The sequence below is a fragment of the Streptacidiphilus pinicola genome (assembly GCF_003258295.1).
In the GTDB taxonomy this organism is placed as follows: domain Bacteria; phylum Actinomycetota; class Actinomycetes; order Streptomycetales; family Streptomycetaceae; genus Streptacidiphilus; species Streptacidiphilus pinicola.
Genome location: NZ_QKYN01000007.1, coordinates 91,759 through 118,743, shown reverse-complemented (window position 1 = coordinate 118,743; position 26,985 = coordinate 91,759). Strand labels below are relative to the sequence as shown.

General features: G+C 74.4%; 23 protein-coding genes. 12 read left to right on the top strand and 11 right to left on the bottom strand.

From position 1 onward, the window contains the following. Positions 1-13: 13 nt before the first annotated feature. Both DN069_RS01405 and DN069_RS01400 read right to left on the bottom strand, forming a co-directional pair. The gene (locus DN069_RS01405; RefSeq protein WP_111498826.1) at positions 14-1,399 is read right to left on the bottom strand and encodes a phosphomannomutase/phosphoglucomutase; all 1,386 of its coding nucleotides are present in this window, start codon (positions 1,397-1,399) and stop codon (positions 14-16) included. Positions 1,400-1,553: 154 nt separating this feature from the next. Then, positions 1,554-1,934 (bottom strand): DUF3499 domain-containing protein, encoded by a 381-nt coding sequence (locus DN069_RS01400; RefSeq protein ID WP_243638823.1) that lies wholly within the window; start codon positions 1,932-1,934, stop codon positions 1,554-1,556. A gap of 154 nt (positions 1,935-2,088) precedes the next feature. Between DN069_RS01400 and DN069_RS01395 the strand changes: the two genes are divergently transcribed. Continuing rightward, positions 2,089-2,586, top strand: a complete 498-nt coding sequence (locus DN069_RS01395) for a metallopeptidase family protein (RefSeq protein ID WP_111498825.1) — start codon at positions 2,089-2,091, stop codon at positions 2,584-2,586. A 148-nt stretch (positions 2,587-2,734) separates the two neighbouring features. On the opposite strand, the gene DN069_RS01390 is transcribed toward DN069_RS01395, so the two are convergent. From DN069_RS01390 to DN069_RS01380, 3 genes are all read right to left on the bottom strand, one after another. Then, positions 2,735-4,354 carry a DUF5719 family protein gene (locus DN069_RS01390; RefSeq protein WP_111498824.1) on the bottom strand — a complete coding sequence of 540 codons (1,620 nt, stop codon included), beginning with the start codon at positions 4,352-4,354 and terminating at the stop codon, positions 2,735-2,737. A gap of 22 nt (positions 4,355-4,376) precedes the next feature. Next, positions 4,377-8,213, bottom strand: a complete 3,837-nt coding sequence (locus DN069_RS01385) for a glycosyltransferase (protein WP_243638821.1) — start codon at positions 8,211-8,213, stop codon at positions 4,377-4,379. Positions 8,214-8,573: 360 nt separating this feature from the next. Continuing rightward, entirely contained in the window at positions 8,574-8,846 is a 273-nt protein-coding gene (locus DN069_RS01380; protein WP_111498822.1) for a WhiB family transcriptional regulator, read from the bottom strand. A 570-nt stretch (positions 8,847-9,416) separates the two neighbouring features. Here DN069_RS01380 and DN069_RS01375 point away from each other — a divergent pair. Next, positions 9,417-9,956, top strand: a complete 540-nt coding sequence (locus DN069_RS01375) for a cysteine dioxygenase (RefSeq protein ID WP_111498845.1) — start codon at positions 9,417-9,419, stop codon at positions 9,954-9,956. Here DN069_RS01375 and DN069_RS01370 read toward each other — a convergent pair. The 3 genes from DN069_RS01370 to DN069_RS42740 all read right to left on the bottom strand — a co-directional run bounded on the left by DN069_RS01370 (position 9,853) and on the right by DN069_RS42740 (position 13,445). Then, positions 9,853-11,298, bottom strand: a complete 1,446-nt coding sequence (locus DN069_RS01370; protein WP_243638820.1) for a glycosyltransferase 87 family protein — start codon at positions 11,296-11,298, stop codon at positions 9,853-9,855. The two genes, DN069_RS01375 and DN069_RS01370, sit on opposite strands and share 104 nt — an antisense overlap. A gap of 69 nt (positions 11,299-11,367) precedes the next feature. Next, on the bottom strand, positions 11,368-12,063 hold the full coding sequence (locus DN069_RS01365; protein ID WP_111498821.1) for a class I SAM-dependent methyltransferase: 696 nt from the start codon (positions 12,061-12,063) through the stop codon (positions 11,368-11,370). Further along, positions 12,060-13,445, bottom strand: coding sequence for a glycosyltransferase family 2 protein (locus DN069_RS42740; protein WP_111498820.1), 1,386 nt, complete (start codon positions 13,443-13,445; stop codon positions 12,060-12,062). Before DN069_RS42740 ends, DN069_RS01365 begins: the two co-directional genes overlap by 4 nt. Positions 13,446-13,560: 115 nt before the next feature. On the opposite strand from DN069_RS42740, the gene DN069_RS01355 reads away from it, so the two are divergent. From DN069_RS01355 to DN069_RS01345, 3 genes are read left to right on the top strand one after another with little or no spacing between them, the layout of a single operon-like run. Further along, positions 13,561-14,343 carry a response regulator transcription factor gene (locus DN069_RS01355; RefSeq protein WP_243638819.1) on the top strand — a complete coding sequence of 261 codons (783 nt, stop codon included), beginning with the start codon at positions 13,561-13,563 and terminating at the stop codon, positions 14,341-14,343. After that, positions 14,336-15,469 carry a sensor histidine kinase gene (locus DN069_RS01350; RefSeq protein ID WP_111498818.1) on the top strand — a complete coding sequence of 378 codons (1,134 nt, stop codon included), beginning with the start codon at positions 14,336-14,338 and terminating at the stop codon, positions 15,467-15,469. The genes DN069_RS01355 and DN069_RS01350 overlap by 8 nt, the downstream gene beginning before the upstream one ends. A 17-nt stretch (positions 15,470-15,486) precedes the next feature. After that, positions 15,487-15,948: a cupin domain-containing protein gene (locus DN069_RS01345; RefSeq protein WP_111498817.1), complete on the top strand. Its 462-nt coding sequence runs from the start codon at positions 15,487-15,489 to the stop codon at positions 15,946-15,948. On the opposite strand, the gene DN069_RS01340 is transcribed toward DN069_RS01345, so the two are convergent. Both DN069_RS01340 and DN069_RS01335 read right to left on the bottom strand, forming a co-directional pair. Next, positions 15,933-16,985 (bottom strand): NAD-dependent epimerase/dehydratase family protein, encoded by a 1,053-nt coding sequence (locus tag DN069_RS01340; protein ID WP_111498816.1) that lies wholly within the window; start codon positions 16,983-16,985, stop codon positions 15,933-15,935. The genes DN069_RS01345 and DN069_RS01340 overlap by 16 nt on opposite strands. A 56-nt stretch (positions 16,986-17,041) precedes the next feature. Next, entirely contained in the window at positions 17,042-17,875 is an 834-nt protein-coding gene (locus tag DN069_RS01335) for an isocitrate lyase/PEP mutase family protein (RefSeq protein ID WP_111498815.1), read from the bottom strand. 64 nt (positions 17,876-17,939) lie between these two features. Here DN069_RS01335 and DN069_RS01330 point away from each other — a divergent pair, with 64 nt between their 5' ends. The 3 genes from DN069_RS01330 to DN069_RS01320 all read left to right on the top strand — a co-directional run bounded on the left by DN069_RS01330 (position 17,940) and on the right by DN069_RS01320 (position 21,056). After that, positions 17,940-18,665 (top strand): ArsR/SmtB family transcription factor, encoded by a 726-nt coding sequence (locus tag DN069_RS01330; protein ID WP_111498814.1) that lies wholly within the window; start codon positions 17,940-17,942, stop codon positions 18,663-18,665. Between the two features lie 112 nt (positions 18,666-18,777). Then, the gene (cofD, locus tag DN069_RS01325; RefSeq protein WP_111498813.1) at positions 18,778-19,746 is read left to right on the top strand and encodes a 2-phospho-L-lactate transferase; all 969 of its coding nucleotides are present in this window, start codon (positions 18,778-18,780) and stop codon (positions 19,744-19,746) included. Next, positions 19,743-21,056 (top strand): coenzyme F420-0:L-glutamate ligase, encoded by a 1,314-nt coding sequence (locus DN069_RS01320; protein ID WP_111498812.1) that lies wholly within the window; start codon positions 19,743-19,745, stop codon positions 21,054-21,056. Before cofD ends, DN069_RS01320 begins: the two co-directional genes overlap by 4 nt. A 19-nt stretch (positions 21,057-21,075) precedes the next feature. Here the strand turns inward: DN069_RS01320 and DN069_RS01315 are convergent, their stop codons facing one another. Beyond that, positions 21,076-21,951 (bottom strand): DNA-3-methyladenine glycosylase family protein, encoded by an 876-nt coding sequence (locus DN069_RS01315; protein WP_111498843.1) that lies wholly within the window; start codon positions 21,949-21,951, stop codon positions 21,076-21,078. A gap of 163 nt (positions 21,952-22,114) precedes the next feature. Between DN069_RS01315 and DN069_RS01310 the strand changes: the two genes are divergently transcribed. The 4 genes from DN069_RS01310 to DN069_RS01295 all read left to right on the top strand — a co-directional run bounded on the left by DN069_RS01310 (position 22,115) and on the right by DN069_RS01295 (position 26,965). Further along, positions 22,115-22,879, top strand: coding sequence for a TIGR03089 family protein (locus tag DN069_RS01310; protein WP_111498811.1), 765 nt, complete (start codon positions 22,115-22,117; stop codon positions 22,877-22,879). 113 nt (positions 22,880-22,992) lie between these two features. Further along, positions 22,993-24,225, top strand: coding sequence for an LCP family protein (locus DN069_RS01305; protein ID WP_111498810.1), 1,233 nt, complete (start codon positions 22,993-22,995; stop codon positions 24,223-24,225). A gap of 73 nt (positions 24,226-24,298) precedes the next feature. After that, positions 24,299-24,940, top strand: coding sequence for a LytR C-terminal domain-containing protein (locus tag DN069_RS01300; protein WP_243638818.1), 642 nt, complete (start codon positions 24,299-24,301; stop codon positions 24,938-24,940). A 333-nt stretch (positions 24,941-25,273) separates the two neighbouring features. Continuing rightward, positions 25,274-26,965, top strand: coding sequence for an LCP family protein (locus DN069_RS01295; RefSeq protein ID WP_111498809.1), 1,692 nt, complete (start codon positions 25,274-25,276; stop codon positions 26,963-26,965). Positions 26,966-26,985 lie beyond the last annotated feature (20 nt).

Here is a 26,985-nt window from a genome sequence, read left to right as displayed (position 1 = left end):
GCGCTACGCGCACTCAGGCGCGGACGAGGGCGAGGACCTGGTCGCGCAGCGCGGACATCTTGGACTCCTCGCGGGCCTCGACGTTCAGTCGAAGGAGGGGCTCGGTGTTGGAGGCGCGGAGGTTGAACCACCAGTCCGCGCCGGCCACGGTGAGGCCGTCGAGCTCGTCGAGGCTGACGCCCGGCTCGTCGGCGAACGCCGCACGGACCGCGGCGACGCGCTCCGCCTGGTCGGCGACGGTGCTGTTGATCTCGCCGGACTGGACGTAGCGGTCGAAGACCTCGACCAGCTCGGACAGCGGCTTGGTCTGCTCGCCCAAAGCTGCCAGCACGTGCAGCGCGGCCAGCATGCCGGTGTCCGCACGCCAGAAGTCGCGGAAGTAGTAGTGCGCCGAGTGCTCGCCGCCGAAGATCGCGCCGGAGGTCGCCATCTCCTCCTTGATGAAGGAGTGGCCCACGCGGGTGCGGACCGCGCGGCCGCCGTTCTCGGCGACGATCTCGGGGACCGCCCACGAGGTGATCAGGTTGTGGATGATCACCGGCTCGGTCTCGCCCGCGGCCTGCGCCTTGGCGAGCTCGCGGACCGCGACCAGCGCGGTGATCGCGCTGGGGCTGACCGGGTTGCCCTTCTCGTCGACGACGAAGCAGCGGTCGGCGTCGCCGTCGAAGGCGAGGCCGATGTCGGCGCCGACCTCGCGGACCTTGGCCTGCAGGTCGACCAGGTTCTTCGGGTCGAGCGGGTTGGCCTCGTGGTTCGGGAAGGTGCCGTCCAGCTCGAAGTACATCGGGACGATGTCCAGCGGCAGGCCGCCGAGGACGGTCGGGACGGTGTGGCCGCCCATGCCGTTGCCCGCGTCGACCGCGACCTTCAGCGGGCGGATCGTGGTCAGGTCGACCAGACCGCGCAGGTGGTCGGCGTAGGGCCGCAGCTCGTCCTGCTGGGTGATGGTGCCGACGGTGGCGCCGGTGTCCGGGATGGTGACGCTGTCGTCCTCGTTGACCCAGGACTGGACCAGCTGGCGGATCTCCACCAGGCCGGTGGACTCGCCGACCGGCGCGGCACCCTTACGGCACATCTTGATGCCGTTGTACTGGGCCGGGTTGTGGCTGGCGGTGAACATCGCGCCCGGCAGGTCGAGCTTGCCGCTGGCGAAGTACAGCTGGTCGGTGGAGCAGAGGCCGATCTCCACGACGTCGGCGCCGCGCGAGGCCGCGCCCTCGGCGAAGGCGCGGGCCAGGCCCGGGGAGGACGGGCGCATGTCGTGGCCGACGACGATCGCCTCCGCACCGATGACCTGGACGAAGGCCGCTCCGAACGCCCGGGACAGGTCGGCGTCCCACTGGTCCGGCACGACTCCGCGGACGTCGTACGCCTTCACGATCTGCTTGAGGTCACGCACTGCGGCTCTCCGCCATTCTGTGGTCCTGGTCACACTTCCTCGGCCCTGCGCAAGGCACGATACCGGCTGTGCGTGAGCACGAAGTTAGCGCCGCGTGACGCAAGGGCGTAGGAGCTGGTCAGAAGCGGCGTGGAGTCGCCCGGGGAGAGGGTTCTCAGAGCTCGGGTGAGAACTCGTCGGGAGTACGCAGCACACGCAGGTGGCCGCGGCGGCCGACCTCGGTGGGGTCCGCCTCGGAGCCGCCGTCCTGGCGGCGCGCCGGCGGGCGGGCGACCTCGCGGACGGCGTTGGCCAGCGCCTCCAGATCGTCGCCGGAGGGCCGGATCGGGCCGGTCTGCACGTTCAGCCGGACGACCTCCCAGCCGCGCGGGGCGGTGAGGCGCTCGGAGTGCTCGGCGCACAGGTCGTAGCAGTGCGGTTCCGCGTAGGTCGCGAGGGGGCCGAGCACCGCGGTCGAGTCCGCGTAGACGTACGTCAAGGTCGCCACCGCGGGACGGCCGCAGGCGGTGCGCGAACAACGACGGACAGGGCTCACGACGTTGGACGGTACCGCACTCCTGACCGGGCCGCGAAGACTCTGCCCCGGATCGGGTCCCGTGTCGTCCGGAAGACGTGCGTTCCCCCCGCTCGGAGGGGGTTTGCCCGCGAGCGGGGGTTGGTGCCGGTGGCAGCGGATACGCTTGGTCGTGATGGAGAGACCACCCGTATCCACGTCCGCCTCCGGAGCGACTCCGGGGGCCTCCGGGGCAGGTGCGACGCCACGTCGGCGTCGGGACCGGCACGGCCGGGGCATGCGCGGACCGCTGGCTCCGCGCCAGGTACCGATCTCGCTCAGTCGCTCGGAGGTCTTCGACGAGTACGTGCGGGAGTCCGTGGAGCGGCTGGAGCGGCGGTGGCCGCAGCTGGAAGAGGTGGAGTTCGCGGTCCAGGACGTGCCGGCGCCGCTGCCGGGTGAGCCCGAGCCGGAGATCGAGGACGCCCGTCCGGACGAGGTCCCGCTGGGCCGCCTCCTGGAGGCGGCGAAGGGCCGCCCCGCCCGCATCGTCGTCTACCGCCGCCCGGTGGAGATCCGCGCCAAGAGCCGCGACGAGCGCGCCGCGCTGGTCCACGACGTGATGGTCGAACAGGTCGCCGAGCTCCTCGGCGTCGACCCCGAAGCGGTCGACCCGCGCTACGGGGAAGACTGAACGCTCCCGCGGGTCGTTGCACTCACCCAGGGGCACGAGGCTCTGCGCGAGAAACCAACGACATGCGGATGGCCCTGCGCGTTCGGTCTGCCAGCCGCGAGGGTGGCTTGTCGCGCAGTTCCTCGCGCCCCTGGGTGGTGCAACGTCCCTACTGCACCAAAATGGCCGGGTTCTGGATGACGGTCGGGATGAGGACCGTGGAGCCGTCGTCGGCGATCTGTTGGATGGTCAGGCCGCGCTTGTCGCCGAGCTCCCGGGCGGCGTAGACCGGGCCGCCCGAGGTCGGGGTGATGGTGACGGCGAAGGTGGAGGCTCCGGAGGGGGCCTGGGGCTGGATGGCGACGGTGGAGCCGGCGGTGATGTGGACGGTCTTGTCCGTCGGGCTGCCGCCGTTGCCGCCGAGGGAGCTCACGGTGACCGTGGCCGCGCCGGAGGGCGCGGTCAGCAGGATCGACGCGCCGGACGGGTTCCCGGCGACCGTGCCGCGGCGGGTGACCGGCGAGGTGCCCGTCACGTAGGCGATGTCGTTGTCGCCGGAGGCCTGCACCGTGGCCACGAAGGGCGTGGCCACCTTGGGGTCGGTCGGCGTGAGCCGGAGCGTGCCTGGCTGACCGCGGGTCACGTTGCCGAGGTCCACGTAGTCGACCATGCCGGCCTTGATGTGGATGGTCTCGTGGCCGGCGGGGGTGATCCAGCCGCCCTGGGAGGAGAGCTGGACCTTGAGGTCGGCGTCCACGTCGCCGGGGACGGCCAGGGTGAGGCCGTACTTGGAGGCGTCGCCCGGGAGGCCCGGGATCACCGCGGTGGGGCTGAGGGCCGTCGACGGGATCCAGTCGGCGCCGGTGTTGTCCTGGGTCTCGTGCAGCGCCGCGGCGATCTGGCCGCTGCGGACGAGCACGTGGATCGCGAGGTTCTGGCCGTCGTTGCCCGGCTGGACCAGCGAGGAGAGCAGCAGCTGGCTGGTGCCGTGGGCCGGGATGTTGATGCTGGCGGCCGAGGTGTCGTCGATCTCGCCGTTGGTGCCGTAGATCTGGATGTCCGCGTCGGCGTTCGCGTCCTGGGCGTTGGAGAGCTCCAGGTAGGCGCTGGTGCCCTTGTTGGTGTCGGCGCCCGCGAACCAGAAGTCGGTGCCGGCCTGGGTGCAGCCGGTGCCGGACAGGCCCACGCCGGTGAGGGTCGTCTGCTGGACGGCGAAGCCGGGGGCGAGGGCGCCGCCGGCGGTGGCCGCCATGCCGGGCGCGTTGCTGCCGGACGGGCCCTTGGCGGTCGTGGTGCCGCCCGGCTGCGACTGCTGCGCGATCGGTGAGGCGGAGGGGCCCGCACCGGGCCCGCCCGCGGCCGTCGACGGCGAGGCCTGCGCGGACGACGAGGAGTGCGCGGAGGCCGAGGAGTGCGGGGAGGCCGAGGCGGACGCCGACGCGCTGCCCGAGGCGGACGGCGACGGCGCGGCGGAGCTGCCGGAACCCGACGTCGCCGAGCCGTTGATCGGGTCGGCGAGCGGCGTCAGCTTCGCCCCCGCGGCGCCCGAGCCCGAGCCGGTCGCGCTGGAGCCGCCGGTCCCGCCCGGGACCGCGAGGCTGTACTGGGTGGATCCGGAGGAGCCCTGCACCGGCGGCGGGCAGACCAGGCTGGTCTGCTGCACCGCGGTGCGGACGCTGTCGCCGGTCGCGGCGGCCTGGCCCTTGGGCGGCTGCGCTTCGGCGATGCCGAGGGCGAGCGCGAGGACCCCGAGCGCGCCCAGCAGGGACTGGGTGGTCCGGTTGATCATCTGGTGGTCAGCTCCCTGCTCGTCACTGCTCGTCGCGGCCGTTGAGCCACGGGTCGTCGGCGCCCAGCGAGCCGTACTGGCCCTGGCCCCCGCTCGCGTCGTGCCAGCCGTAGACCTGGCCGGGCACGCCGGACTCGTCGGGCTGCGGCTGCGACTGCGGCTGCTGCTGGTAGCCGTGCTGCTGGTAGGCCTGGTGGGCCGGGTCGGCGTAGGGCTGGCCGTAGCCGGGCTGGCCGGACTGCTGCTCGTAGCCCTCGTAGCCGTAGGAGGCGCCCTGGTGGGTGCCCGCGCCGGTGTCGTACCCGGGGCCGTAGCCCGACGAGTATTCGGCGTAGCCGTCCGGCGTGTAGGTGCCGTAGCCCCCGCCGTAGCCGTTGGGGTCGGCGCCGTGCGCCGCGTACGCGGGGTCGGGCACGCCCTGGCCGCCGTCGGACACACCGTCAGCGCCACCGCCGTCGTGGCCCTCACCCGCCCCCGCGGGCGCGTAGACGCCCTGCTGGGCGGCCTCCTCCTCGGCGGCCTGGGCGCCCTCCGCACCGGCCGCGGCCATGCGGCGGGCGCGGCGGGAGCCGGGGACGATCGGCTGCTCGGCGGCGGCCGCGGCGGCCGCCAGCTCGCCCTCGTCCGGCTGGTCGTCGTCCATGCTGCGGCGACGGCCCGGCAGGGCGAGGACGACCAGCGCGGCGGCGAGCACGCACTGCACGGCGATCCAACCGGTGTGGACCAGGCTCTCGTGGTAGCTGATCTCCAGCTTTCCGCCGGAGGCGGGCAACGAGAAACCCTGGGCCCAGCCGTCGACGGTCTTCGGCGTCAGCGCCTGGCCGTCGAGGGTCGCGGACCAGCCCGGGTCGGCGGTGTCGGCGAGACGCAGCACGCGTCCGTCGGCCCCGGCCGGGATGGTTGCGCTGGCGTCGACCGGTCCGGAGGGGACGGTGACGTCGGGGCTGCCGGCGGTGCGGATCAGGACCCGGCCGGTGTTCTGCTGGAGCCGCCAGAGGCTGTCCGACTGCTGCTGGTTGAGGCGGGCCAGGCCGGCGGTGGAGCTGAGCGTGGCGGCCAGGGTGTCGTCGACGGGCGCGAGCACCTCGACGTACTGGATGCCGAAGTTCGCCAGCTCGGTGGCCTGGTCGCCGCCCGCGCCGGCGGTGAGGTCGCCGACGAGCTGGGCCAGCTGCGGCGAGGGGGCGTCGGCCGCGGCTCCCTCGCCGCCGCCGACGGTCGGTCCGGAGCCCCGCACCAGGCTGTAGGAGACGACCTGGCCCTGGTCGCCGGTGCGCAGCACCAGCGTGCGGATCTGGTCGCCGCTCTGGGACTGCTGGGCGATGAACGCGGGCACCAGCGTGCCGTCGCCGCGCTGGAGCGGACCGGCCGCCCCGCGGATCAGCCACCAGCCGGCGGCGGCGATCGGCGCGAGCGCGGCGGCGAACAGGACCAGGGCGGCGACGGGCTGACGCCAGCCGAAGTTGATGGCGGCGACGCGGGCGCGGGCGCCGTCGGCGCCGGTGGCGGCGGCCGCGAGCATCGCGACGCCCGCGATCAGCGTGGTCGGGCCGCCCCAGACCGGGACGGGCGTCTGACCGGTGCCGGGGGCCACGGTGGTGCCGGCGACGACGACCGTGCCGACCAGGCCGACGGCCGCCGCACCCCAGGCGGCGACCACGGCGCGACGGCGGTCTCCGCGCAGCAGCGCGGCGAGCGCGGCCAGCGGGACGCCCACGATCAGCAGACCGGGAACGGTGCCGTTGCCGCCGGGGTCGAGGGTGAGCAGGTCCACCGGCGTCGCGGGCGAGCCGACGAGACCGGGGATGCCGGCCTCCAGCAGGAACCGGCCGGGGTGCGTCAGTACGCCGAGCGACCACGGCGCGAGCACCAGCAGCGGCGTGCCGAGCATGGCCGCCACCCGCGGGGCCAGTGCGCGCAGCGCGCCGACGCCCTGGCCGAAGGCACCGCCGCGCAGGAACGCGCCGATCAGCGCGGCGACGGCGAGCAGCACCCCGAGCAGCCAGGCGAGCGGCACGAACGCGGTGGACAGGGTGAGCGCGAACGCGGCGACCCAGGCGCTGCGCCAACCGGGACGGCCGCCGCGGGCGGCGGTCTCGCGGCGGATGCCGAGGCCGAAGGCGACGGCGGCGGCGCGGGCCAGCGGCGGCAGCAGCACGGCGAGCACGGCGGTGCCGATACGGCCCTGCGCGATGGCGCCGGTCGCGGCGGGCAGCAGCGCGTAGGTGGCGCTGGCCCAGGCGCGGACCAGGCGGGAGTCGATCAGCGGCCGGGAGACCAGGTAGGCGGAGACGCCCGACAGCGGCACGGTCAGCAGCAACAGCAGCGAGACGGCCAGGCCGGGGTTGCCGAAGGTGATGCTGGAGAGCGTGGCGAGCACGCCGAGGTAGGGCGGGGCGCTGCCGGCGGAGCCGACGCCGACGGACTGCCAGCCGCTGGCGTACTGCTGCCACAGGTCGGTGGCGCCGCCGGGGGTCGGCAGCAGCGCGCCGCCGTAGATCGAGCCGCCGCTGAGCAGCGAGCGGCAGGCGATCAGCGTCAGCGCCAGCAGGCCGACGAAGAGCACCGGGGCGGGCTTGCGCGCGATCCGCTTGAGCGTGGCGAACTGCTCGATCTCGAAGTTGTCGTTGTCGTCGTCGCCCGGTCCGGACTCGACGGCACCGTGCCGGGACGAGAAGGCCTCGTTGGCCCGGGCGCCGCCGAGCTCGGCGACGAGGTTCTCGACGGCGGCCCGGGTGGTGGCGCCCATGGCCGGAAAGAGCGTGCGGTCGTCGAGGGCGTCGCCGGTCCGGCCGCGGCCGCGCCGGGTGCGCCCGGTGAGCAGCGAGCCGAAGCGCAGCATGACGTGCCCGAGGCCGCCGATCTCGTCGAGCGCGAGGTGGGGGGTCTTGGCGAGCAGGTAGCCGAGCGCGCGAAGCACGGTGCTGATGTGGATCCGCAGCAGCAGGTAGGGCAGCTTCGCGGCGCCCGAGTTGGCGAGCAGCGTGTAGACGCCGCCGGCCTTGTCGACGCGGTGCGGGCGGCCGGGCCGGGCGCAGTCGATGGGGCGGCGCTCGCGGCTGGCGGCCTCCGCGTGCCGGACGACGGCGTCGGGCGCGACGACGGTGCGGTGGCCCGCGGCGGCGACGCGCCAGCACAGGTCGACGTCGTCGCGCATCAGCGGCAGCTGCTTGTCGAAGCCGCCCAGTGCCTCGAAGACGTCCCGGCGGATCAGCATGCCCGCGCTGGAGACGGAGAGGACGGGGCGGACCTGGTCGCGCTGGCCCTGGTCCTGCTCGCGGCGGTCGAGGCCGGTCCAACGGCGGCCGGAGCGCGCGATGCTGACGCCGACCTCGAGCAGCTGGCGGCGGTCGTACCAGGAGCGGATCTTCGGCCCCACCACGGCCGCGGTCGGGGTGGTCTCGGCGACCTGGAGCAGCTTGCGCAGCGCGTCGGGGGCCGGCTCGCAGTCGTCGTGCAGCAGCCAGAGCCATTCGACGGGCTCGGTGCGACGCGCGCCGCGCAACTGCTCGGCGGCGAGCTCGTCGTGGTGCCCGAGCGGGTCGCCGAACTGGTCGTGCTCGCCCTGCTCCGGGTCGAGCGGGTCGTAGCCGTTCGGGATGGCGTACGGCAGGTTCTCGGTGTACAGCGGCGAGAGGCCGCGCACGCTCTCGTTGACGGCGGTGCCGAAGCCGGTGCGCCGCCCGTACTGCAGCACGGCGTCCTGGCCGAGCGCGTCGGCGAGCAGGCGCGGGGTGGCGTCGGTGGACCCGGTGTCGGCGGCGACGACGCGCTGGACCGGCCGGTCCTGTTCGAGCAGGCCGCGCAGCGTCTGCGGCAGCCAGCGGGCTCCGTCGTGGGCCACGACGACGGCGGTCACCAGGTGCCGGGGATAAGCCGGCGGGCGCCCCGCGCCCGGGTGCCCTGGGGGCTGATGGGTGTAGGCAGACATCGCTTGTGACGGACCCCGGTTCGCTGATCGCTACGACGCGTGCGCGCGTCAGGCGCACCGCTGGCGGACCACACTAACGGGTTGTCGCGGGGCGCGGTGAGGGCCATCGGGCGATTGGGACATACCCGGAACCCGAGGGAACCCCTCACCTGCGAATCGACGTCCTGCTCTGTGACGGGTGTCCGTGTTCGCTCGCGTCCGACCGGTTCCGCGCTGTTCGTTTGCCCTTCACCTGCCGAGCAAGCGTGCGATATGCGGAGGAATCGGACGTGGCCTGTTGACGGACGGTCAGACGACGGCCTTCTTCAGGCGGCGGCGCTCACGCTCCGAGAGCCCGCCCCAGATGCCGAAGCGCTCGTCGTTGGCGAGGGCGTACTCGAGGCACTCGTTGCGGACCTCGCAGGCGAGGCAGACCTTCTTGGCCTCTCGCGTGGATCCGCCCTTCTCCGGGAAGAAGGACTCCGGGTCGGTCTGGGCGCACAGCGCGCGCTCCTGCCAGCCGAGCTCCTCCTCGACCCCTGCCTCGTCGCCGACGACCAACAGATCAAAGAGCTCGCTCATGCGCGCGCCTCCTACCCCTCGTGCTTCGTGCGTCCCCGTGATGCGTCCGTGACCTGATGAGGCTTTGGACACGGGTGAAATTACATGTGCGTTCTTTCGCCGCCGTCAAGCCGTGGTCTGGTATTGGGTCCCGGATTCACTCCCCGGAACCAAGCGGTCACCATAAGTGTGCAAATCCGGACAAACCGGAGCGGCAGCTCCCGCTGAGCGAAAGCGCGTCAGGGTGTGTCGAGGGCGGCGTTCCCGCTCATCCGCACCTCCAAACCCAGAAGGTGCTTTATCCACCGATCAGGTGATCCAGCCCCACACGCCCCCCGCGAAACGGACCGGAAGTTGACAAAGGTGGTCTTGACAAGGTCTGCTTGCGGCATGTCTACGCACCGCGTCTCGTCGAGCAGCCGTCTCCACGGCTCGCTTCGCCGTGCCGCCAGTGCGCTGTGTTGTCGCTGTCGCTAGGGCCTCATTCCTCCCCCAGCCGACAGCCCCGAGCGCGTGCATGCCTCCGCGGGCGACACCTCCTAGGACGACACAGCCGTGACCGCCCCGCACTTCTCCGCGACCGCACCCGTCATCGCGACCGCACCCGCAGCGTTCCCCGACGGGCTCAGCGACGTCAGCATCGCCGGCGACCCGCTCGCCTGGCCGCACCTCGCGCCCCAGCCGCTCGCCCACCCGACCACCGTCGGCGACTTCGCCGCGCTGGCCCGCCGCGTCGCCGCCGACCGCGAGCGCTGGGAGCCGCTGGTCCGCTACGACGCGCTGACGCGCTGGTACGCCCGGCTCGAGACCGGCCCCGGCTACGAGGTCTGGCTGCTCAGCTGGCTGCCCGGCCAGGGCAGCGGCGCCCACGACCACGGCCGCTCCTCCGCCGTGATGACCGTGCTCAGCGGCGAGCTCACCGAGCTCGGCGCGGGCCGCGACCCGCGCGCGCTGACGCCGGGCACGCAGCGCGTCATCGCGCCGGGCTACGTGCACGAGGTCGTCAACGACACCCTGGAACCCGCCGTCAGCCTGCACGTGTACTTCCCGGGCCTGACGCAGATGACGCCGTACCCGAAGCAGCCGCTGCGACAGGAGACGACCGAGGGACGGGGCGCGCTGCTCGGCTGAACCCGTCGCCCGGTTCCGCGAACCGCCGCCCGGCGGAGACAGCGAGGACCAGCCCGAGCGCGGCCAGATAGGCCGGCTGCTGCAGGGCACCGCCGTAGACGTAGTCGAGCAGGCCGGCCACCGGGACGCCGAGCCACTCCCAGCGCCCCTCCAGGGCGGCGAGCGCGAGCAGCAGCAGGCTGTACCAGGGGTAGCTGGGCGTCGCGAGCAGCAGCGCCGTTCCCACCACCGTCAACGCACCGCGCCAGGGCCGCTCCGGATCGCCGCGCAGGGTGACCGCGAGGGCGACGCCCGCCAGCACGACGGCCGCCAGCAGCCCGAGTTGCGCCTGCGGCAGCGGCAACAGCGCCAGCAGGCCGAAGCGGCGGCCCTGGTCGTACCCCTCCTCCTGCAGGTAGCCGGGCAGGAAGCCGATGACACCGAGGCCGGAGGCGAGCACGTACGGCAGGTAAGCGACAGCGAAGGTCGCGAGCGCGGCCGCCGTGAGCCGCAGCCGCCCGCCGCGGCGGGCCAGCGCGCCCGGGATCACCACCGCCGGGATCAGCTTCACCGCCGTCGCGGCGCCGAGCAGCGCCCCGGCCACCCCCGGCCGCCGCCCCGAGGCCGCCGCGGTCAGACCGAGCAGCGCGAGCAGCACCCCGAGGGTGTCGATGTGCGCGTCGTTGACCGACCAGATCGCCACGCCCGGACACCACGCCCACAGCCCGGCCCACGCGAGCGGCGCACGCCGGACCCGCAGCGTGCGCAGCAGCACGGCCGTCACGGCGCACGCGAGCAGCGCGCCGAGCAGTTGGGCGACCCGGACCGTGCCGCCGAGCGCGTGCAGCAGCAGGAACCAGACCTCGGCGAGGGGAGGGTAGATGGTGTGCACGGTCGGGCGGTTGATGTGGGTGCAGATCTGCGCGGCCTGGTGCAGGTCCCACCCCGTGCAGGCGGCGGTCCCGCCGTGCGGCGGGAAGAGCGCGGGCGCCTGGGCCCGCAGGCCGGCCAGCGCCGGGTCGACGGGCGTGTAGGCGTACGGCGAGATCCCGGACGCCTGCACCTGGCCGTCCCACACGTAGCGGTAGACGTCGTCGCTGGTGCGCGGCGGGGCGAGCAGCCCCGTCCCGGCGACGGCGGCGCCGCCGACCAGCACCAGCAGGCGCGCGGCGCGTTCGGGCAGACCCCGGCCGAGCAGGGCGAGCAGCAGCGCGAGCGCGAACAGCACCCCGTCGGCGAGGTACCACCCGTGCAGCGGCCCGCGCCGCCCGAGCGTCCCGCCCCCGGTGAAGCTTCGCGCGAGCGCGAGCACGAGGGCGGTGAGCACGAGCGAGCAGGCGAGAACGCGGAACTTGGGGGCCACGCCCCCACCGTGGCATTACGCGAGCCCGCCGGGGAGCGCTGACGGCCCTTCGTCCGCGTTCCGTAAGACCTACGCGGGGGCGGCGCGCTGCACTGCGAGCTCCAGGAAGACGCGGCCGTCCGACCGCCAGTCGCCGACGGCGGTGAAGCCGCAGGTCTCCGCGACGCGGGTGGCCGCGGACGCGCCCAGGCGGGCCCAGGGGAAGGCGGGGCCGAGGCGACCGCGGCCGTCCTCCAGACGGACCGTCAGGCGTTCGTCGACCTCGGCGGGTTCGACCTCGACCAGCAGCCTTCCGTCCCATGCCAGCAGTTCGGCGACGCGGCGGAGCAGGGCGGCCGGGTCGCCGCCGATCCCGAGGTTGCCGTCGGCCAGCAGGCCGGTCCCCCATCGGCCCTCGCCCGGGAGGCGGTCGAAGACCGACCGGCAGAGCGCGCTGCCACCGAGCCCGATGGTGCGGGTGACCGCCGCGCGGGTCACGTCGACGCCGAGCGCGGGCAGGCCGCGGCGTTGCAGGGCCGTCACGAGACGGCCCGGACCGCAGCCGATGTCGAGCGTCGGCAGACCGCGTCCCGCGGCCCGGTCGAGCAGGGTGAGGTCGGCGCGATCCGGCGCCGCGCACCATCGCTCGACGTGGAGCGGGATCCGCCCACGCCCGTCCTCCCGACGAAACCACAGCGGCCCCCGACCGGTCCGGATCGCCGCCGCGAACAGATCGTCGGCGCGCCCCCACCCAAGGACCGGCGCCGTGACGAGATACGCGCTCACCTGACCCCCACCCCACCTGCCGCGGCGCTGCGCGCGGTCCCGGCTGCCGCAGGCGTGGAAACCGGGGTGCGGGCGGCGCGCCAGGCGGTCGCGAAGTGGGAGGTCGGGGCCAGGGCGGCGACCTCGTCGGCTGTGGGCGGGGTGTCCACGTCCGTCAGCGGGGGGAGGTCGTGGACGTGCAGGCCCTCGGCGGCGAGGCGGGCTCGGAGGGCCGCGCCTGTGGTGGGCATGGACATCGGCACGTCCCAGAGCAGGCGGGCGGCCAGGTCCGGGTCGGGGCGGGCGAGGCCGAAGGCCCAGAAGCCGCCGTCCGTCGCCGGGCCGAACCAGGCGTCGACGTCGGCCCGCCGGGCCGGGGCCAGGGGTTCGGCGAGGGTGCGGGCGGCGAGCTGCGGGGTGTCCATGCCGACGAGCAGCGCGGGGGCAGGACCGGTCACCGCCGCGAACGCCGCGGCCAGGCGGCGGTCGAGGCCCCCCTCGGCCTGCGGGACCACCTCCCAGCCGGGGCGCAGCCAGCGGCCCGGGAGCCCGTCCAGGACCAGCAGCCGTCGGGACGCCGGGATCTGTTCCAGCGTCACCATCGTGTCCACCAGCGCCGCCTCGGCGACCGACGCCGCCTGCTCGGGGGTGACCGCCGCCGTCAGGCGGGTCTTGACCCGTCCCGGCGCCGGCGCCTTCGCCAGGAGCAGCAGCACCGGCGCGGGCGCGGCGAGGATCGCGCTCATGTCCCGCACGGCCTGCCGGGTGCCGCGCAGCGTGCCGGTCACCTTGGAGCGTCCGGCGCGCGGACGGTAGCCGACCGGCACCTCGGCCAGCCGCATGCCGGCGGCGGCCGCGGCGAGGACCATCTCCAGCGGGTAGCCCGAGCGCCGGTCGCCCAGGCCGAGGGCCAGCAGTCGCTCGCGGGGGGCGATCCGCATCGGGCCGAGGTCGTGCAGCGGCGCGCCGGTGCGTGCCCGCAGCCGGCGCGCCAACTCGGCGTTGGCCAGCCGCGCGTGCGCGGGCCACGCGCCGCGTCCGGAGGGCACCCGGCGCCCGAGCACGAGCTCGGCGTGGCCGGTGGCCAGCGGCGCGAGCAGCCTTGGCAGCTCCGCGGGGTCCAGTGAGGCGTCGCAGTCGCAGAAGGCGACGTAGGGGGCGCGGGCCGCGAGCAGGCCGGCGTGGCAGGCGGCGCCGAAGCCGCGCCGCGCCTCGCGGACCACGGTCGCCCCGAGGGAGGCGGCGAGCTCGGCCGAGCCGTCCGTCGAGCCGTTGTCCACGACGATCGGCCGCACGCCGCGCGGCACCCGGCCGAGCACCCACGGCAGCGCCCTCGCCTCGTCGAGGCAGGGCAGCACGAGATCGACGGTGGCGTCCCGGTGAGGTCCGTCAGCGTTGTCCATGGCACTCACGCTAGGAGCGGCAGGGCCCCGACCGGTCCGAGCGGCACCTTACGGAACGCGAACGTCGCCGCCACCCCAGCCGTCACCGCAGGCCGGAAGCTCCTACGGTGGAGGGGTGAGCGAAACACTCGACGCACCGGCCGGCCTGCCCGCCCCGGTGTCGCGCCGGATCCTGGTCGTGGACGACGACCCGACCGTGGCCGAGGTCGTCTCGGGCTACCTGCAGCGCGCCGGCTACACCGTCGACCACGCGGCCGACGGCCGCGCCGCGCTGGAGCAGGCCGCCGCGCGGCGGCCGGACCTGGTCGTACTGGACCTGATGCTGCCGGAGATCGACGGGCTGGAGGTGTGCCGGCGGCTGCGCGCCGAGCCGTTCTCGCACGCCGTGCCGATCGTCATGCTGACGGCCAAGGGCGACGAGCACGACCGGATCCTCGGGCTGGAGCTGGGCGCGGACGACTACGTGACCAAGCCGTTCTCGCCGCGCGAGCTGGTGCTGCGGATCCAGTCGGTGCTGCGCCGCGCGGCGGGCGCGCCTGCGCCCGCCGACGAGGTCCCCGAGTTCGCCGCGGGCGACCTGCGGGTGGACCCGGCGGCCCGGCGGGCCTGGCGCGGTCCGCGCGAACTGATGCTGACGCTCCGCGAGTTCGACCTGCTGTCGTTCCTGCTGGCGCACCCCGGCACGGCCTTCGGCCGGGAGGAGCTGATGCGCCGGGTCTGGGGCTGGGAGTTCGGCGACCTCTCCACGGTCACCGTCCACGTGCGGCGGCTGCGGGAGAAGATCGAGGACGACCCGGCCGCGCCGCGCCTGATCACCACGGTGTGGGGCGTCGGCTATCGCTTCGACCCCTCGGACGCGCCGGGCCGCGCCCTGGAGACGGCGGTGCCCGATGCCTGACCTGCTGGTGATGGCCTCCTACGCGGCGCTCGGCGCGGGAGCGGCCGGGCTCGCGGGGTGGCCCGCGGTGGTGCTGCTGCGCCGCCGCTCGCTGTCCTGGTCGCTGTTCACGGTCGCGCTGGTGACCGTGCTGGCGGTGGCGGCCGGGACGATCGCGGTGGCGCAGGCGATGTTCCTGTCCCGGCACGACTACGGGGTGGTCGTGGTGGTGCTGGCGATGGGCTCGGTGGTGTCGCTGCTGGTGGCCTGGCTGCTGGCGCGTCAGGTCGCGATCGGCAGCCAGGAGTTGCGGCGCGCGGTGCGGACCGTCGGCAGCGACGCCGGCTTCACGGCGCCGGCCGTACCGCTCAGCTCGGAGCTGCAGGCGCTGGGCGCGGAGCTGGCCGCGACCAGCGCGCGGCTGGCCGAGTCGCGGCAGCGCGAACGCGCGCTGGAGTCCTCGCGGCGCGAGCTGATCGCCTGGATCTCCCACGACCTGCGCACCCCGCTGGCGGGGCTGCGGGCGATGGCCGAGGCCCTGGAGGACGGCGTCGCGCAGGACCCCGCCCGCTACCACCGGTGGATCCGCACCGAGGTGGACCGCCTCACCGGCATGGTCGACGACCTCTTCGAGCTCTCCCGGATCCAGGCGGGCGCGCTGACGCTGACGCTGTCCCGGGTCTCCGTCTACGACCTGGTCGGCGACGCGATAGCCGGCGCATACCCGCTGGCGCAGGAGCGGGGCGTGCGGCTGGTCGGCCACGGCATCGCGCCGGTCCCGGTGGAGGTCGACCCGCGCGAGATCACCCGCGTGCTGGCCAACCTGCTGGTCAACGCGATCCGCGCGACACCGATGGACGGGACGGTCGCGGTCGCGGCGTGGCAGCTGGAACGGGAGGTGGTCGTCTCCGTGACCGACGGCTGCGGCGGCATCCCGGAGGCCGACCTCCCCCGCGTCTTCGAGACCGGCTTCCGCGGCGCGACGGCGCGCACCCCCCGAGCCACCCCCGCCGCCGGCGAGGCCGGCGCGGGCCTCGGCCTCGCCATCGTCCGCGGCATCGTCGAAGCCCACGACGGCCGCGCCTCCGTCCACAACGTCGACGGCGGCTGCCGCTTCGAGATCGCGCTGCCCACGGCGGCCTGGTGACGGCCTCACGTGAAGGCATGCGCGACCGCGAGCTGATCGAGTCACTCGGCTTGGAGCCGCACCCCGAGGGCGGGTACTTCCGGCGGATCTACACGAGCCCGCATCCACATCCCCACCCGGGCGGCGAACGGCCGACGGCGACGTCGATCTACTACCTGATGACGGCCGAGCAGCCGTGCGGACGGCTGCACCGGAACCGGAGCGACATCCTGCACTTCTTCCTGGAGGGCGACCCCGTCGAGTACCACACGGTCGACCGCGAGGGGCGGCTGCGGGTGCGGGTGCTCGGGGGCGGGGACGAGCGGCATCTGCTCGTCCCCGGCGGCTGGTGGAAGGCGTCGCGGCTGCCGGACGGAGCCCGGTACGCGCTGGTCGCGGAGGTCGTGACGCCGGGGTTCGACTTCGCGGACCACGAGTTCGCCGTCGAGGCGGACCTGCCGGCCGGGCACCGGGACGCGCTGCGTCAGTTCCTCGCGTAGGAATCCAGGCTCTCCGTGACCAGTTCCGCCATGCCGTCCGCGAAGGAGACCCGGGGGCGCCAGCCCAGGTCCGCGCGCAGGCGGCGGGAGTCCGCCGTGATGTGGCGGACGTCGCCGAGGCGGTACTCCCCCGTAACGGTCGGCGCGGGGCCGCCGTACGCGTCGGCGAGCGCGGAGGCGAGGTCGCCGACCGTGCGGACCTCGCCGCTGCCGACGTTGTAGGCGCGGAAGGAGCCGGGCTCGCGGTCGTCCAGGGACGCGAGCGCCGCGGCGTTCGCCGAGGCGACGTCCGTGACGTGGACGAAGTCGCGGCGCTGCCCGCCGTCCTCGAAGACGCGCGGGGACTCGCCGCGCGCCAGCGCCGAGCGGAAGAGCGCGGCAACCCCGGCGTACGGGGTGTCCCGGGGCAGGCCGGGGCCGTAGACGTTGTGGTAGCGCAGCGAGACCGCCGTGCCGGCGCAGGAGCGGGCCCATGCGGAGGCCAGGTGCTCCTGGTGGAGCTTGGTCGCCGCGTAGACATTGCGCGGGTCGGCCGGGGCATCCTCGTCAACCAGACCGGGCGTCAGTTCCGCGCCGCAGCGCGGGCAGCGCGGCTCGAAGCGGCCCGCGTCGAGGTCGGCGACGCGGCGCGGCGGAGCCGGGACCGTGCCGTGCTCGGCGCAGTCGTAGCGGCCCTCGCCGTAGACGACCATCGAGCCGGCCAGCACCAGGCGCCGGACGTGCGCTCGCGCCATCGCGGCGAGCAGCACGGCGGTGCCGAGGTCGTTGGCGGCGGCGTAGTCGGGCGCGTCGGCGAAGTCCACACCGAGGCCGACCTTCGCGGCCTGGTGGCAGACCGCGTCGACGCCGCGCAGCGCGACCGCGACGACGCCGGGGTCGCGGAGATCACCGATCACCGAGGTGACCCCCGGCACCGATGTGAACCGCCGATCCAGGCTGCACCGATCAAAAACGTGAACGGTGTGCCCGTCCGCGAGCAGTGCTCTCGCGATCGCCGTTCCGATGAAGCCGGCTCCGCCGGTCAGCAGTACCTCCATGCCGTCGACGCTAGGCCCGCCCGAGCGGCAAAGCAGCAGGGAACGCCGTCGCGTCATCACTCCGTAAGGGCCTGCACCGCGCCGTAGTCGAGGGCCCGGGGGGCGGACGGCAGGGCATCCCCGGCGCGCAGGCGGACCGCGGCGTCGACGGCCGTGCCGAGGCCCAGCCGGAAGAGCAGCGAGCCGAGGCTGACGCGGCGCACTCCCAGCTCGGCGAGACGGGCGAGCGAGGGCCCGCCCGGAACGGCCAGCACGTTGAGCGGCAACCCGGTCGCGCCCACCGCCGCCACGACGGACCCCTCCTCGGCCAGCCCCGGCACGAACACGCCGTCCGCGCCCGCGTCCTGATAGGCCGCCAACCGGGACGTCGTCTCGGCGAGGTCGCCGCGCCGCAGCCAGTGCGTGTCCGTGCGCGCGTTGACGAAGAGCCAGGGCACGGCCGCCTTGACGGCCCGGATCTTCGCCGCGTGCAGCGGCGCGGGCGTCAGGCCGCCGTCGGCGCGGCCGTCCTCCAGGTTGACGCCGACCGCGCCCGCCCCGGCGAGTTCGCCCGCGAGCGCGGCGACCTCGGCCGGGTCGTCGCTGAAGCCGCCCTCGATGTCGACCGTCAGCAGGAGGCGACCGCTCCTGATCGGTCGGGCGAGCTGCCGGACCAGCCGGAGCGTCTCCCCGCGGGTCCGCCCGGCCCCGTCCGGCAGCCCGGCCGCGGCGGCGACGCCGAGGCTGGTGGTGCCGACGGCGGCGAACCCGGCCTCGGCCAGCGCGCACGCGGAGGCGTGGTCCCAGGCGTTCGGCAGCAGCAGCGGCTCCCCAGGCCGGTGGTGCAGCTCGCGGAAGGCATCGGCGGAGGCGACCGAGCTCACGGGCACGGACGGATCGGAGATCGTCATACGGCCACGCTAGGCGCGGGACGGTTCGGCGGGCGCCGAACCGTGGCGCGGGCATCATGGCGGTATGTCCGCGCAACCCCCCGCGCAACCCTCCGCGCAACCCCTGGCCCGGTTCGCCGGGCTGCTGGCCGACCCGACCCGGGCCGCGATCTGCCTCGCCCTGCTCGACGGCCGGGCCTGGACCGCGAGCGAACTGGCCCACCACGTGGGCGTCGTGGCCTCCACCGCGAGCGAGCAGCTGTCCCGGCTGGTCGCCGGCGGCCTGCTGGTCGAGGAGCGCCAGGGCCGGCACCGCTATCTGCGGCTGGCCGGGCCCGACACCGCCGCGCTGGTCGAGGGCCTGGCCGCCTTCGCGAACACATCGGCCCCCGGACCCGCGCCCGCGCCGCGCAACCTGCGCGAGAGCGTCCGCCGCAGCGCGGAGGCCCGCGCCCGCACCTGCTACGACCACCTCGCCGGCCGGCTCGGCGTCGGCATCGCCGACGCGCTGGTGGCGCGCGGCGTGGTCGCGGACGACACGGGTCTCGCCGTCACCCCGCCCGGCCGCGCCTGGCTGGCCGGGATCGGCGTCGACCTGGACGGGCCGCGCCGCGGCTCGCGTCCGCTGGTGCGCAGCTGCCTCGACTGGACCGAGCGCCGTCCGCATCTCGCCGGCGTGCTCGGCTCGGCGCTCTGCGCCCACGCGCGGGACGCCGGCTGGGTCGAACCGATCGGGACGGGCCGCGCGTTGCGGGTCACCCCTCCCGGCGCGGACGCCCTGCACCGCCTGCTCGGCCTCACCCTCGACTGAGCGCGAACCACACGGCGGCGCAGGCGGGCTGTCGATCTATCCTGAGACCTCACGTCCCGACATCGCACAGCCTGAATCGCACAGCCGTGGGTCTCACAGAGGAAGCAGCCGCATGCGCATCACCGTTCTGGCCGGAGGGATCGGCGGGGCCCGCTTCCTGCGCGGGCTCAAGGCGGCGGTCGGCCCCGCCGACGAGATCATCGTCATCGGGAACACCGGCGACGACATCCATCTGTTCGGGCTGAAGGTCTGCCCCGACCTGGACACCGTGATGTACACCCTCGGCGGGGGCATCCACGAGGAGCAGGGCTGGGGCCGCGCGGACGAGACCTGGTCGGTCAAGGAGGAGCTCGCCGCCTACGGCGTCGGTCCGTCCTGGTTCGGGCTGGGCGACCGCGACTTCGCCACCCACATCGTCCGCACCCAGATGCTCGGCGCGGGCTACCCGCTCAGCGCGGTCACCGAGGCGCTGTGCGACCGCTGGCAGCCGGGCGTGCGGCTGCTCCCGATGACCGACGACCGCGTGGAGACCCATGTCGTCATCGAGGACCCCGAGCAGGACGGCAAGCGCCGCGCGGTCCACTTCCAGGAGTACTGGGTCAAGCTCCACGCCTCCGTCCCCGCCCAGGCGATCCTGCCCGTCGGCGCCGAGACGGCGAAGCCGGCACCCGGCGTGGTCGAGGCGATCGCCGAGGCGGACGTGATCCTGCTGCCGCCGTCCAACCCGGTCGTCTCGATCGGCACGATCCTCGCCGTCCCCGGCGTGCGCGAGGCGCTGGTCGCCGCGCAGGCGCCGGTCGTCGGTCTCTCCCCCATCGTCGGCGGCGCGCCGGTGCGCGGCATGGCCGACAAGGTGCTGGAGGCCGTCGGCGTGGAGACGACCGCGGCAGCCGTCGCCCTGCACTACGGCTCCGAGCTCCTCGACGGCTGGCTCGTGCACACCGGCGACGAGTCGGCGGTCGCCGAGGTCGAGGCCGCGGGCATCGCCTGCCGCGCGGTGCCGCTGCTGATGACCGACCTCGACGCCTCGGCGGCGATGGCCCGTCAGGCGCTGGAGCTGGCCGAGCAGGTGCGCGCGTGAGCGGCGTCGCCGACTCCGTCGAGATCGTCGCCGTCGACGGCCTGCCGGAGATCGCGGCGGGCGACGACCTCGCCGCGCTGCTCGTCGGCACGGACGGTTTCGCGCTGCGCGACGGCGACCTGGTCGTGGTCACCTCCAAGGTCGTCAGCAAGGCCGAAGGCCGGATCGTGCAGGCCGTCGACCGCGAGGCCGCGATCGACGCGGAGTCCGTCCGCGTCGTCGCCCGGCGCGGCCGCACCCGGATCGTGGAGAACCGTCAGGGCCTGGTCATGGCCGCGGCCGGCGTCGACGCGTCCAACACGCCGCCCGGCACCGTGCTGTTGCTCCCGGAGGACCCGGACGCCTCGGCGCGCGCGCTGCGGAAGCGCCTGCACGAACTGACCGGCGCCCGCGTGGGCGTGCTGGTCACCGACACCTTCGGCCGCCCGTGGCGCAACGGCCTCACCGACGTCGCGATCGGCGCCGCGGGCGTCGCGGTCCTGGAGGACCACCGCGGCCGCGTCGACCGCCACGGCAACGAGCTGTCCCTGACAGTCACCGCCACCGCCGACGAACTGGCCGCGGCGGCCGACCTGGTGAAGGGCAAGACCTCCGGCCGCCCGGTCGCGATCGTGCGCGGCCTCGCCCACGTCGTGACGGAGGACGACGGCGACGGCGTCCGCCCGCTGATCCGTCCCGCCGAGGAGGACCTCTTCCGCCTCGGCACCTCCGAGTCCGTCCGCGAGGCCGTCCACGGCCGGCGCACGGTCCGTGCGTTCACCGACGAGCCGGTCGACGTCGGCGCGGTCCGCCGCGCGGTCGCCGCGGCGATCGCGGCTCCCGCCCCGCACCACACCACGCCGTGGCGCTTCGTCCTCCTGGAGTCGGAGGCGAGCCGGACCCGCCTCCTCGACGCGATGCTCGCCGCCTGGAACCGCGACCTCGTCGACCTCGACGGCTGGCCCCCCGAGCGCGTCGCCCGCCGCGTCCGCCGGGGTGACGTCCTGCGCAACGCGCCGTACCTGGTCGTCCCGTGCCTCGTCATGGACGGCTCCCACGCCTACCCCGACGCGCGCCGCGCCGCCGCGGAGCGGGAGATGTTCGTGGTGGCGATGGGGGCGGCGGTCGAGAACATGCTCGTGACACTCGCGGGTGAGGGTCTGGGCTCGGCGTGGGTCTCCTCGACGATGTTCTGTCGCGACACCGTGCGCGAGGTCCTGGACCTGCCCTCGGACTGGGACCCGATGGGCGCCGTCGCCGTCGGCCGCCCGGCAGCTCCGGCGCCGTCGCGCCCACCCCGCGACCCGGAACACTTTCTGACGGTGCGGTAGTTCGCCAGGGGCGATGCGACTACATGTCCCTGAAATCGTGCGGCGCGTACCTCGGTGCACGCCGTGGCGCGGCGACGCGGAGCGTGTACAGCAGGCGGCAGACGCGGTAGCGGTGGGGGCGATACGGCTCCAGGAGCTCGAGCATCACCGCGTCGTCGCTCCGCTCGCGGCCGGCCAGCGCCCAGCCGACCGTGTTGGGGAGGTGGAGGTCGCCGACGGACACGGCGTCCGCGTCGCCGTTGCTGCGCTGGAGGGTCTCCGCCGCCGTCCAGGCGCCGATGCCGGGGACGGTGGTCAGCCGGGCCACCGCGTCGGCCGGGGGCATGACGGAGGCCTCCTCCAGGCGCGGAGCGAGCTTCGCCGCGCGCACGACGGTGGCCGCGCGCTTGCCGTCGACGCGCGCGCGGTGCCAGGCCCAGGTGGGGATCATCGCCCAGTCGCGCGCCGCGGGCGGCGCGTACATCACGGGGGGCACCGCGGCGCCCCCGGGCGCCGGCTCGCCGTAGGCGCGCAGCAGGGTGCGCCACGCCTCGTACGCCTCACCGGTGGTGACCTTCTGTTCCAGGATCGCGGGGACCAACGACTCCATCACCAGGCCCGTGCGGCCGATCCGGAGGCCTGGATTCCGGCGGTGCGCGTCGCGCAGCAGGCGCTGGTCGCGCGGGTCGAAGGAGGAGGGGTCGTCCTCCGCGCCGAGCAGGCGCGGCACGGCGTCGAGGAGCCAGGACGCACCCGGGCCCCAGGCCGTCGCCTCGACGGAGCCCTCGGCGGGGCGGGTGCGGAGCCGGAGCGTGCCGACGCCGGCGGGGGTGCGCGAGACACGCCAGAGCGCGCCGTCGCGGGTGCGCCGGTAGGCGGGGTCGAGGGGGCCGCGCCGCAGGAAACCGAAGGTCATCGCGAGGTCGAGCGGCCCGTCGGGCTTCCAGACCCGCACGGACTCACTGGTCCCCGTCGTCGCGCCTGTCCCGCTTCTCACTCGGCCAGGTTACCGGCACGCAAAGTTAGCGGCGGGGGGTCTGGTCCCTTCACCCCGCTCACGCCGTAGGCTGGGCACCACCATGAGCCAGACACCCTTCAGCGGCGCAGAGTCCCCCGCCGATCTGCTGCGCTCCCTCCTCGAATCCGATCCGGCCCGCCCACTCATCACCTTCTACGACGACGCGACGGGCGAGCGGGTCGAGCTCTCCGTCAAGACGTTCGACAACTGGGTGGCCAAGACCGCGAACCTGCTGCAGGACGAGCTGCTGGCCGCACCGGACGACCGGTGCGCGCTGCTGCTGCCCGCGCACTGGCAGAGTGCGATCTGGCTGTTCGCCTGCTGGTCGCTGGGGGTGCTGGCCTGTCCGGGCGGCGATCCGGCCAAGGCGCAGCTGGTGGTGAGCGGGCCGGACTCGCTGGAGGAGGCGCTGGCCTGCGAGGGCGAACGGGTGGCGCTGGCGCTGCGGCCGCTCGGCGGCCGCTTCCCGCAGCTGCCGGACGGCTTCGTGGACTACGCGGTCGAGGTCCCGGCGCAGGGCGACCGCTTCGTGCCGTACGCGCCGGTGGACCCGGCGCGTCCCGCGCTGGAGATCGACGGCGAGCAGTTGAGCGGCTCGCACGTGGTGTCGCTGGCGGCGGAGCAGGCGAAGCAGCTGGGGCTGGGCGAGGAGGACCGGGTCCTGTCCACGCTCGGCTTCAGCGACTGGGACGGCCTGGCCGGCGGGCTGCTGGCACCGCTGGTGGTCGGCGGCAGCGTGGTGCTGTGCCGGCACAGCGGGTCGGTGGCCCCGGAGACGATGGCCCGCCGCATCGCGGACGAGCGCGTCACCCGCCGGCTCGGCTGAGCGGCCCGGGTCTGCGGCTTCTGCGGTCTCCGCTTTCTGCGGTCTCCGGCCCGCAGCCCGTCCCCCGGACGGATCACCCCGCCGGTGCGGTCACCGGCCCCCGGACATGATCGATGGACGGCGGCACCGGGCCGCCCTCCGTCGTCGGCTCCGGCGAGCGGTCGACCGGCAGACCGGCAGGGGGTCCCGTGGGTGGCGGCGACGGCAGGCGGCGTCGGCTGGCGTTCTGGCTCTCGCTCGGCCTGGGGACGATGCTGCTCCTGGCCGTCGGCACGGTCTGGCTCGGCTACACCAAACTGAACGGCAACATCCACGCCGACACCCTGACCGACCGTCTGCTCGGGCCCGGCTCCTCCCGGCCGACGCAGGTCAACAGCGCCCAGAACATCCTGATCATCGGCTCCGACTCGCGCGCGGGCGCGAACGCCGTGTACGGCGCGGCCGTCGGCGCGCGATCGGACACCACGATCCTGCTGCACATCGCCGGCGACCGGAGGCGCGCCGTCGCGGTCAGCCTGCCGCGCGACGCGGTGGTGGACGTGCCCGCCTGCACCCTGCCGAACGGCACGGTCGACCCGGCGTACACCGGCATCTTCGACTCGGCCTTCGAGAAGGGCGGCACGGCCTGCACCATCCGCACCGTCGAGCGGCTCACCGACATCCGGATCGACCACTTCGTGGTGGCGGACTTCACCGGGTTCAAGAAGATGGTCGACGCGGTCGGCGGGGTGGAGGTCTGTCTGGCGCAGCCGGTCGTGGACAAGGACGCCGAACTGGACCTGCCCGCGGGGCGGCAGACCCTCGACGGCGAGCAGGCGCTCGGGTTCGTGCGGGCGCGCTACGCGCTCGGCGACGGCAGTGACACCCAGCGGATGGGGCGTCAGCAGGACTTCCTCTCCTCGCTGGTCCGCAAGGTCGACAGCTCCGGGGTGCTGCTCAACCCGACCCGGCTCTACCCGCTGCTGGACGCGGCGACCTCGGCGCTGACGGTCGATCCGGGCCTCGACTCGCTCAGCAAGCTGTACGACCTGACGTCGAGCCTGTCGAACCTGCCGGCGGGCCGGGTGACCTTCCTGACCGCACCCCGGGAGCCGTACGCCCACGACCGCAACCGGGACCAGCTCAAGCAGCCGGAGGCGGACGAGCTGTTCCGTCAGCTGCGCGACGACGTGCCGGTGACGGTCGCCGCCGCTCCCACCGCGCCGCCGTCACCCGGCCCGGTGAACGCCAACGCGGCCGCCGCGCTGGGGCCCGCGTTGGGATCCACGGCGGGATCCACGGTGGCGAGCCCGGCGCCCAGGTACTCCGGACGGACGGCGGCGCAGGAGGTCTGCGCCGCTCCGTAGGCCGCGCCGGTTACGCTGGCGCCGCGGGTCGGGCCGGCGGTCGGCCGGCCGCCGGCGGGGAACGGAGCGACAGGTGGGCACGCGCGGCAAGGGCGGCAGCAGGCGACGGGCGGGTGCGCCCGGCGCCGGAGCGTCCACGGGGTCCCGCGCGCGGGCCAAAGGCCGGGCGCGCGGACGCGGCGGGGCGAGCAGCGGCGCGTGGCTGGCGGCCGCGGTGGCCTTCCTCGCGCTGATGGGCGTCGGCGGCTTCGTGCTGTTCCACGGCGGCGGCGCCACCAGTGCCCGGGCCCAGGACGCGGCCTCGCCCTCGGCGTCCACGGCCGTGTCCGCGTCGGCCTCGCCGAGCTGCGGCCCCGAGGCCCCGGACAGCGCCTTCCCCTCCTCCGGGGCGAAGGCGAAGCCGCTCGACGTGCGGGTGACGGTGCTGAACGGGAGCGGTACCTTCGGGCAGGCGGAGACGGTGCTGAGCTGGATGCAGAACACCGAGAAGTACCTGCGCACCAGCAACGGCGGCCCGGCCGCCCACAACCAGCCGGACACCACGCTCGTGTACGCGCCCGACCACGCCGACCAGGCCCGCACCCTGGTCGCCGCGCTCGGTCTGCCCGCCTCCGCGCTGCACGGCGAGGGCACCGCGAGCGGCGCCCGCGATCCGATGGTGCTGACGCTGGGCGCCGACTTCCACGGGATCGGGAAGCCTTTCTCCCACTGCTGACCCGGCGTCGGGAACCGTTCACCGAACGGTTGCGTCCGTGCTGCCCGAGGAGCTTTCCGCGCCGAAGACCGAGCGGAATTCCTCGGGCACGGTGCGTGACAGGACGCACAGGAACCAACTGAATGACCGAAGTCATCCGGACGTGGAGCGCGGGGGCAGGGCCACGGATCGGACATTCCCGAGGGGGGAACATCCCGTGAACCAGGAGGACCGCCGCGCGGCCGTGCCCATATCGGGCAAAGCCGGGTCGGGTGGCCACAAAAAGGCGCCCCGCAGCCGACGAATTCCGAAGTGGAACGCCGCCGGCATTCTGACCGTCGGGGGGCGACGAATATGAGCGACGATTTCGACCGCGGCTTCGACGCCAGTGTCGCCCGCAGCCGCGGGGGCGGCGGCGACACCATGACGGACCGTCAGCCGGAGGCCGCGACGGGCGGCGGCCACCGCAGGAGGCCGGGGCGCAAGCGACGCCTCCTCAAGTGGACGGCCATCGCGCTCTCGTCCACGGTGCTGCTGTCCGCGGCGGGCCTCTACATCTACGTCAAGGTGCTGGACAGCAACATCCACTCGGAGCCGCTGCACTCGGGCGGCGGTCCAGCCCCGTCCACCGTGGCCGAGAAGCCCGCCTCCGGCGGCGGCACCCCGATCAACGTGCTGGTGATCGGCTCGGACTCGCGCGACACCTCGGACGACCTGAGCCTCGGCGGTTCGCAGACCTCCGTCGGCGGGCCGCCGCACGCGGACGTGGAGATGCTGATCCACATATCCGCCGACCGCACCAACGCCTCGATCACCAGCATGCCGCGTGACACCTGGGTCAAGCCCTACGCCTGCCAGGGCAAGCAGCTCAGCCACCAGAACATCACCGACACACTGGCCTACGGGCCCAGTTGCGTGGTGGACACCTGGGAGAGCCTGACGCACATCCAGATCGACCACTTCGTCATGCTGGACTTCGGCGGTGTGGTGAAGATGGCCGACGCCATCGGCGGCGTGCAGGTGTGCACCAAGCAGAACGTGGCGGACTACCACGTCTACACCGCCTCGGACGGGGTGCACGAGGAGGGCTCCCACCTCGTGCTGCCGCAGGGCTTCCACACCATCTACGGCGTCCAGGCGCTGGAGTGGCTGCGCACCCGGCACGCCTTCGAGGACGGCACCGACATCGGGCGCACCCACGCGCAGCACCTGTACCTGAACTCGATGATCCGCAAGATGAAGTCGGCCAACACGCTGCTGGACCCGGGCAAGCTCAACGGCCTGGCCCAGGCGGCGACCTCGGCGCTCACCGTGGACCCGAGCCTGAAGAGCATCGAGGCGATGAGCTCGCTGGCGCTGGACTTCAACAAGGTCCCGGCGAGCCGGGTCACCACGGTGACCATCCCGTTCGACCACATGACCGAGCCGGGGCAGAGCGACCCGAACAACTGGGTGCCGACGCTGAACACCGACAGCGACAAGGTCTTCTCGATGATCGCCAACGACATCCCGCTCGACAAGGGCGGCTCGGGCGGCACGTCGGCGACGCCGAGCAGCACCCCCTCCCCCTCGGCCCCGCCCGCCACCAGCGCGCCGGTCGACAAGGCCAGGGTGCGGATCTCCGTCCAGAACGCCAGCGTCGACGGCCGGGGCAAGCAGATGACGGACCATCTGGTCGCGGCCGGCTTCACCAGCGCCGTCCGGGACACCAGCACCGTCAGCGGCGCCACCCAGCTCAGCTACCCGGCCGCGGACAAGGCGCAGGCCGAGGCCGTCGCCGCCGCGCTGGACCTGACGCCGAGCGTGCTCAAGGAGGACCCGTCGGTGACGCAGCTGGTGCTGCGCGTCGGCAGCGAGTGGCCGAGCGGCTACGACTACCGCACCACCCTGCCCCAGCAGGGGGCCATGCCGACGACGGCCGTCACGCAGAACGCCGGGACCGACAGCAACCAGTGCATGGACGTCTACGCGCCCTATGTGTGGAAGGGCACGACGCCGCCGAACGTGCCGCAGCCGCCCGGCTACCAGCCCTACTCGACGCCGTAGGAGACCATCCGGGGCCCACG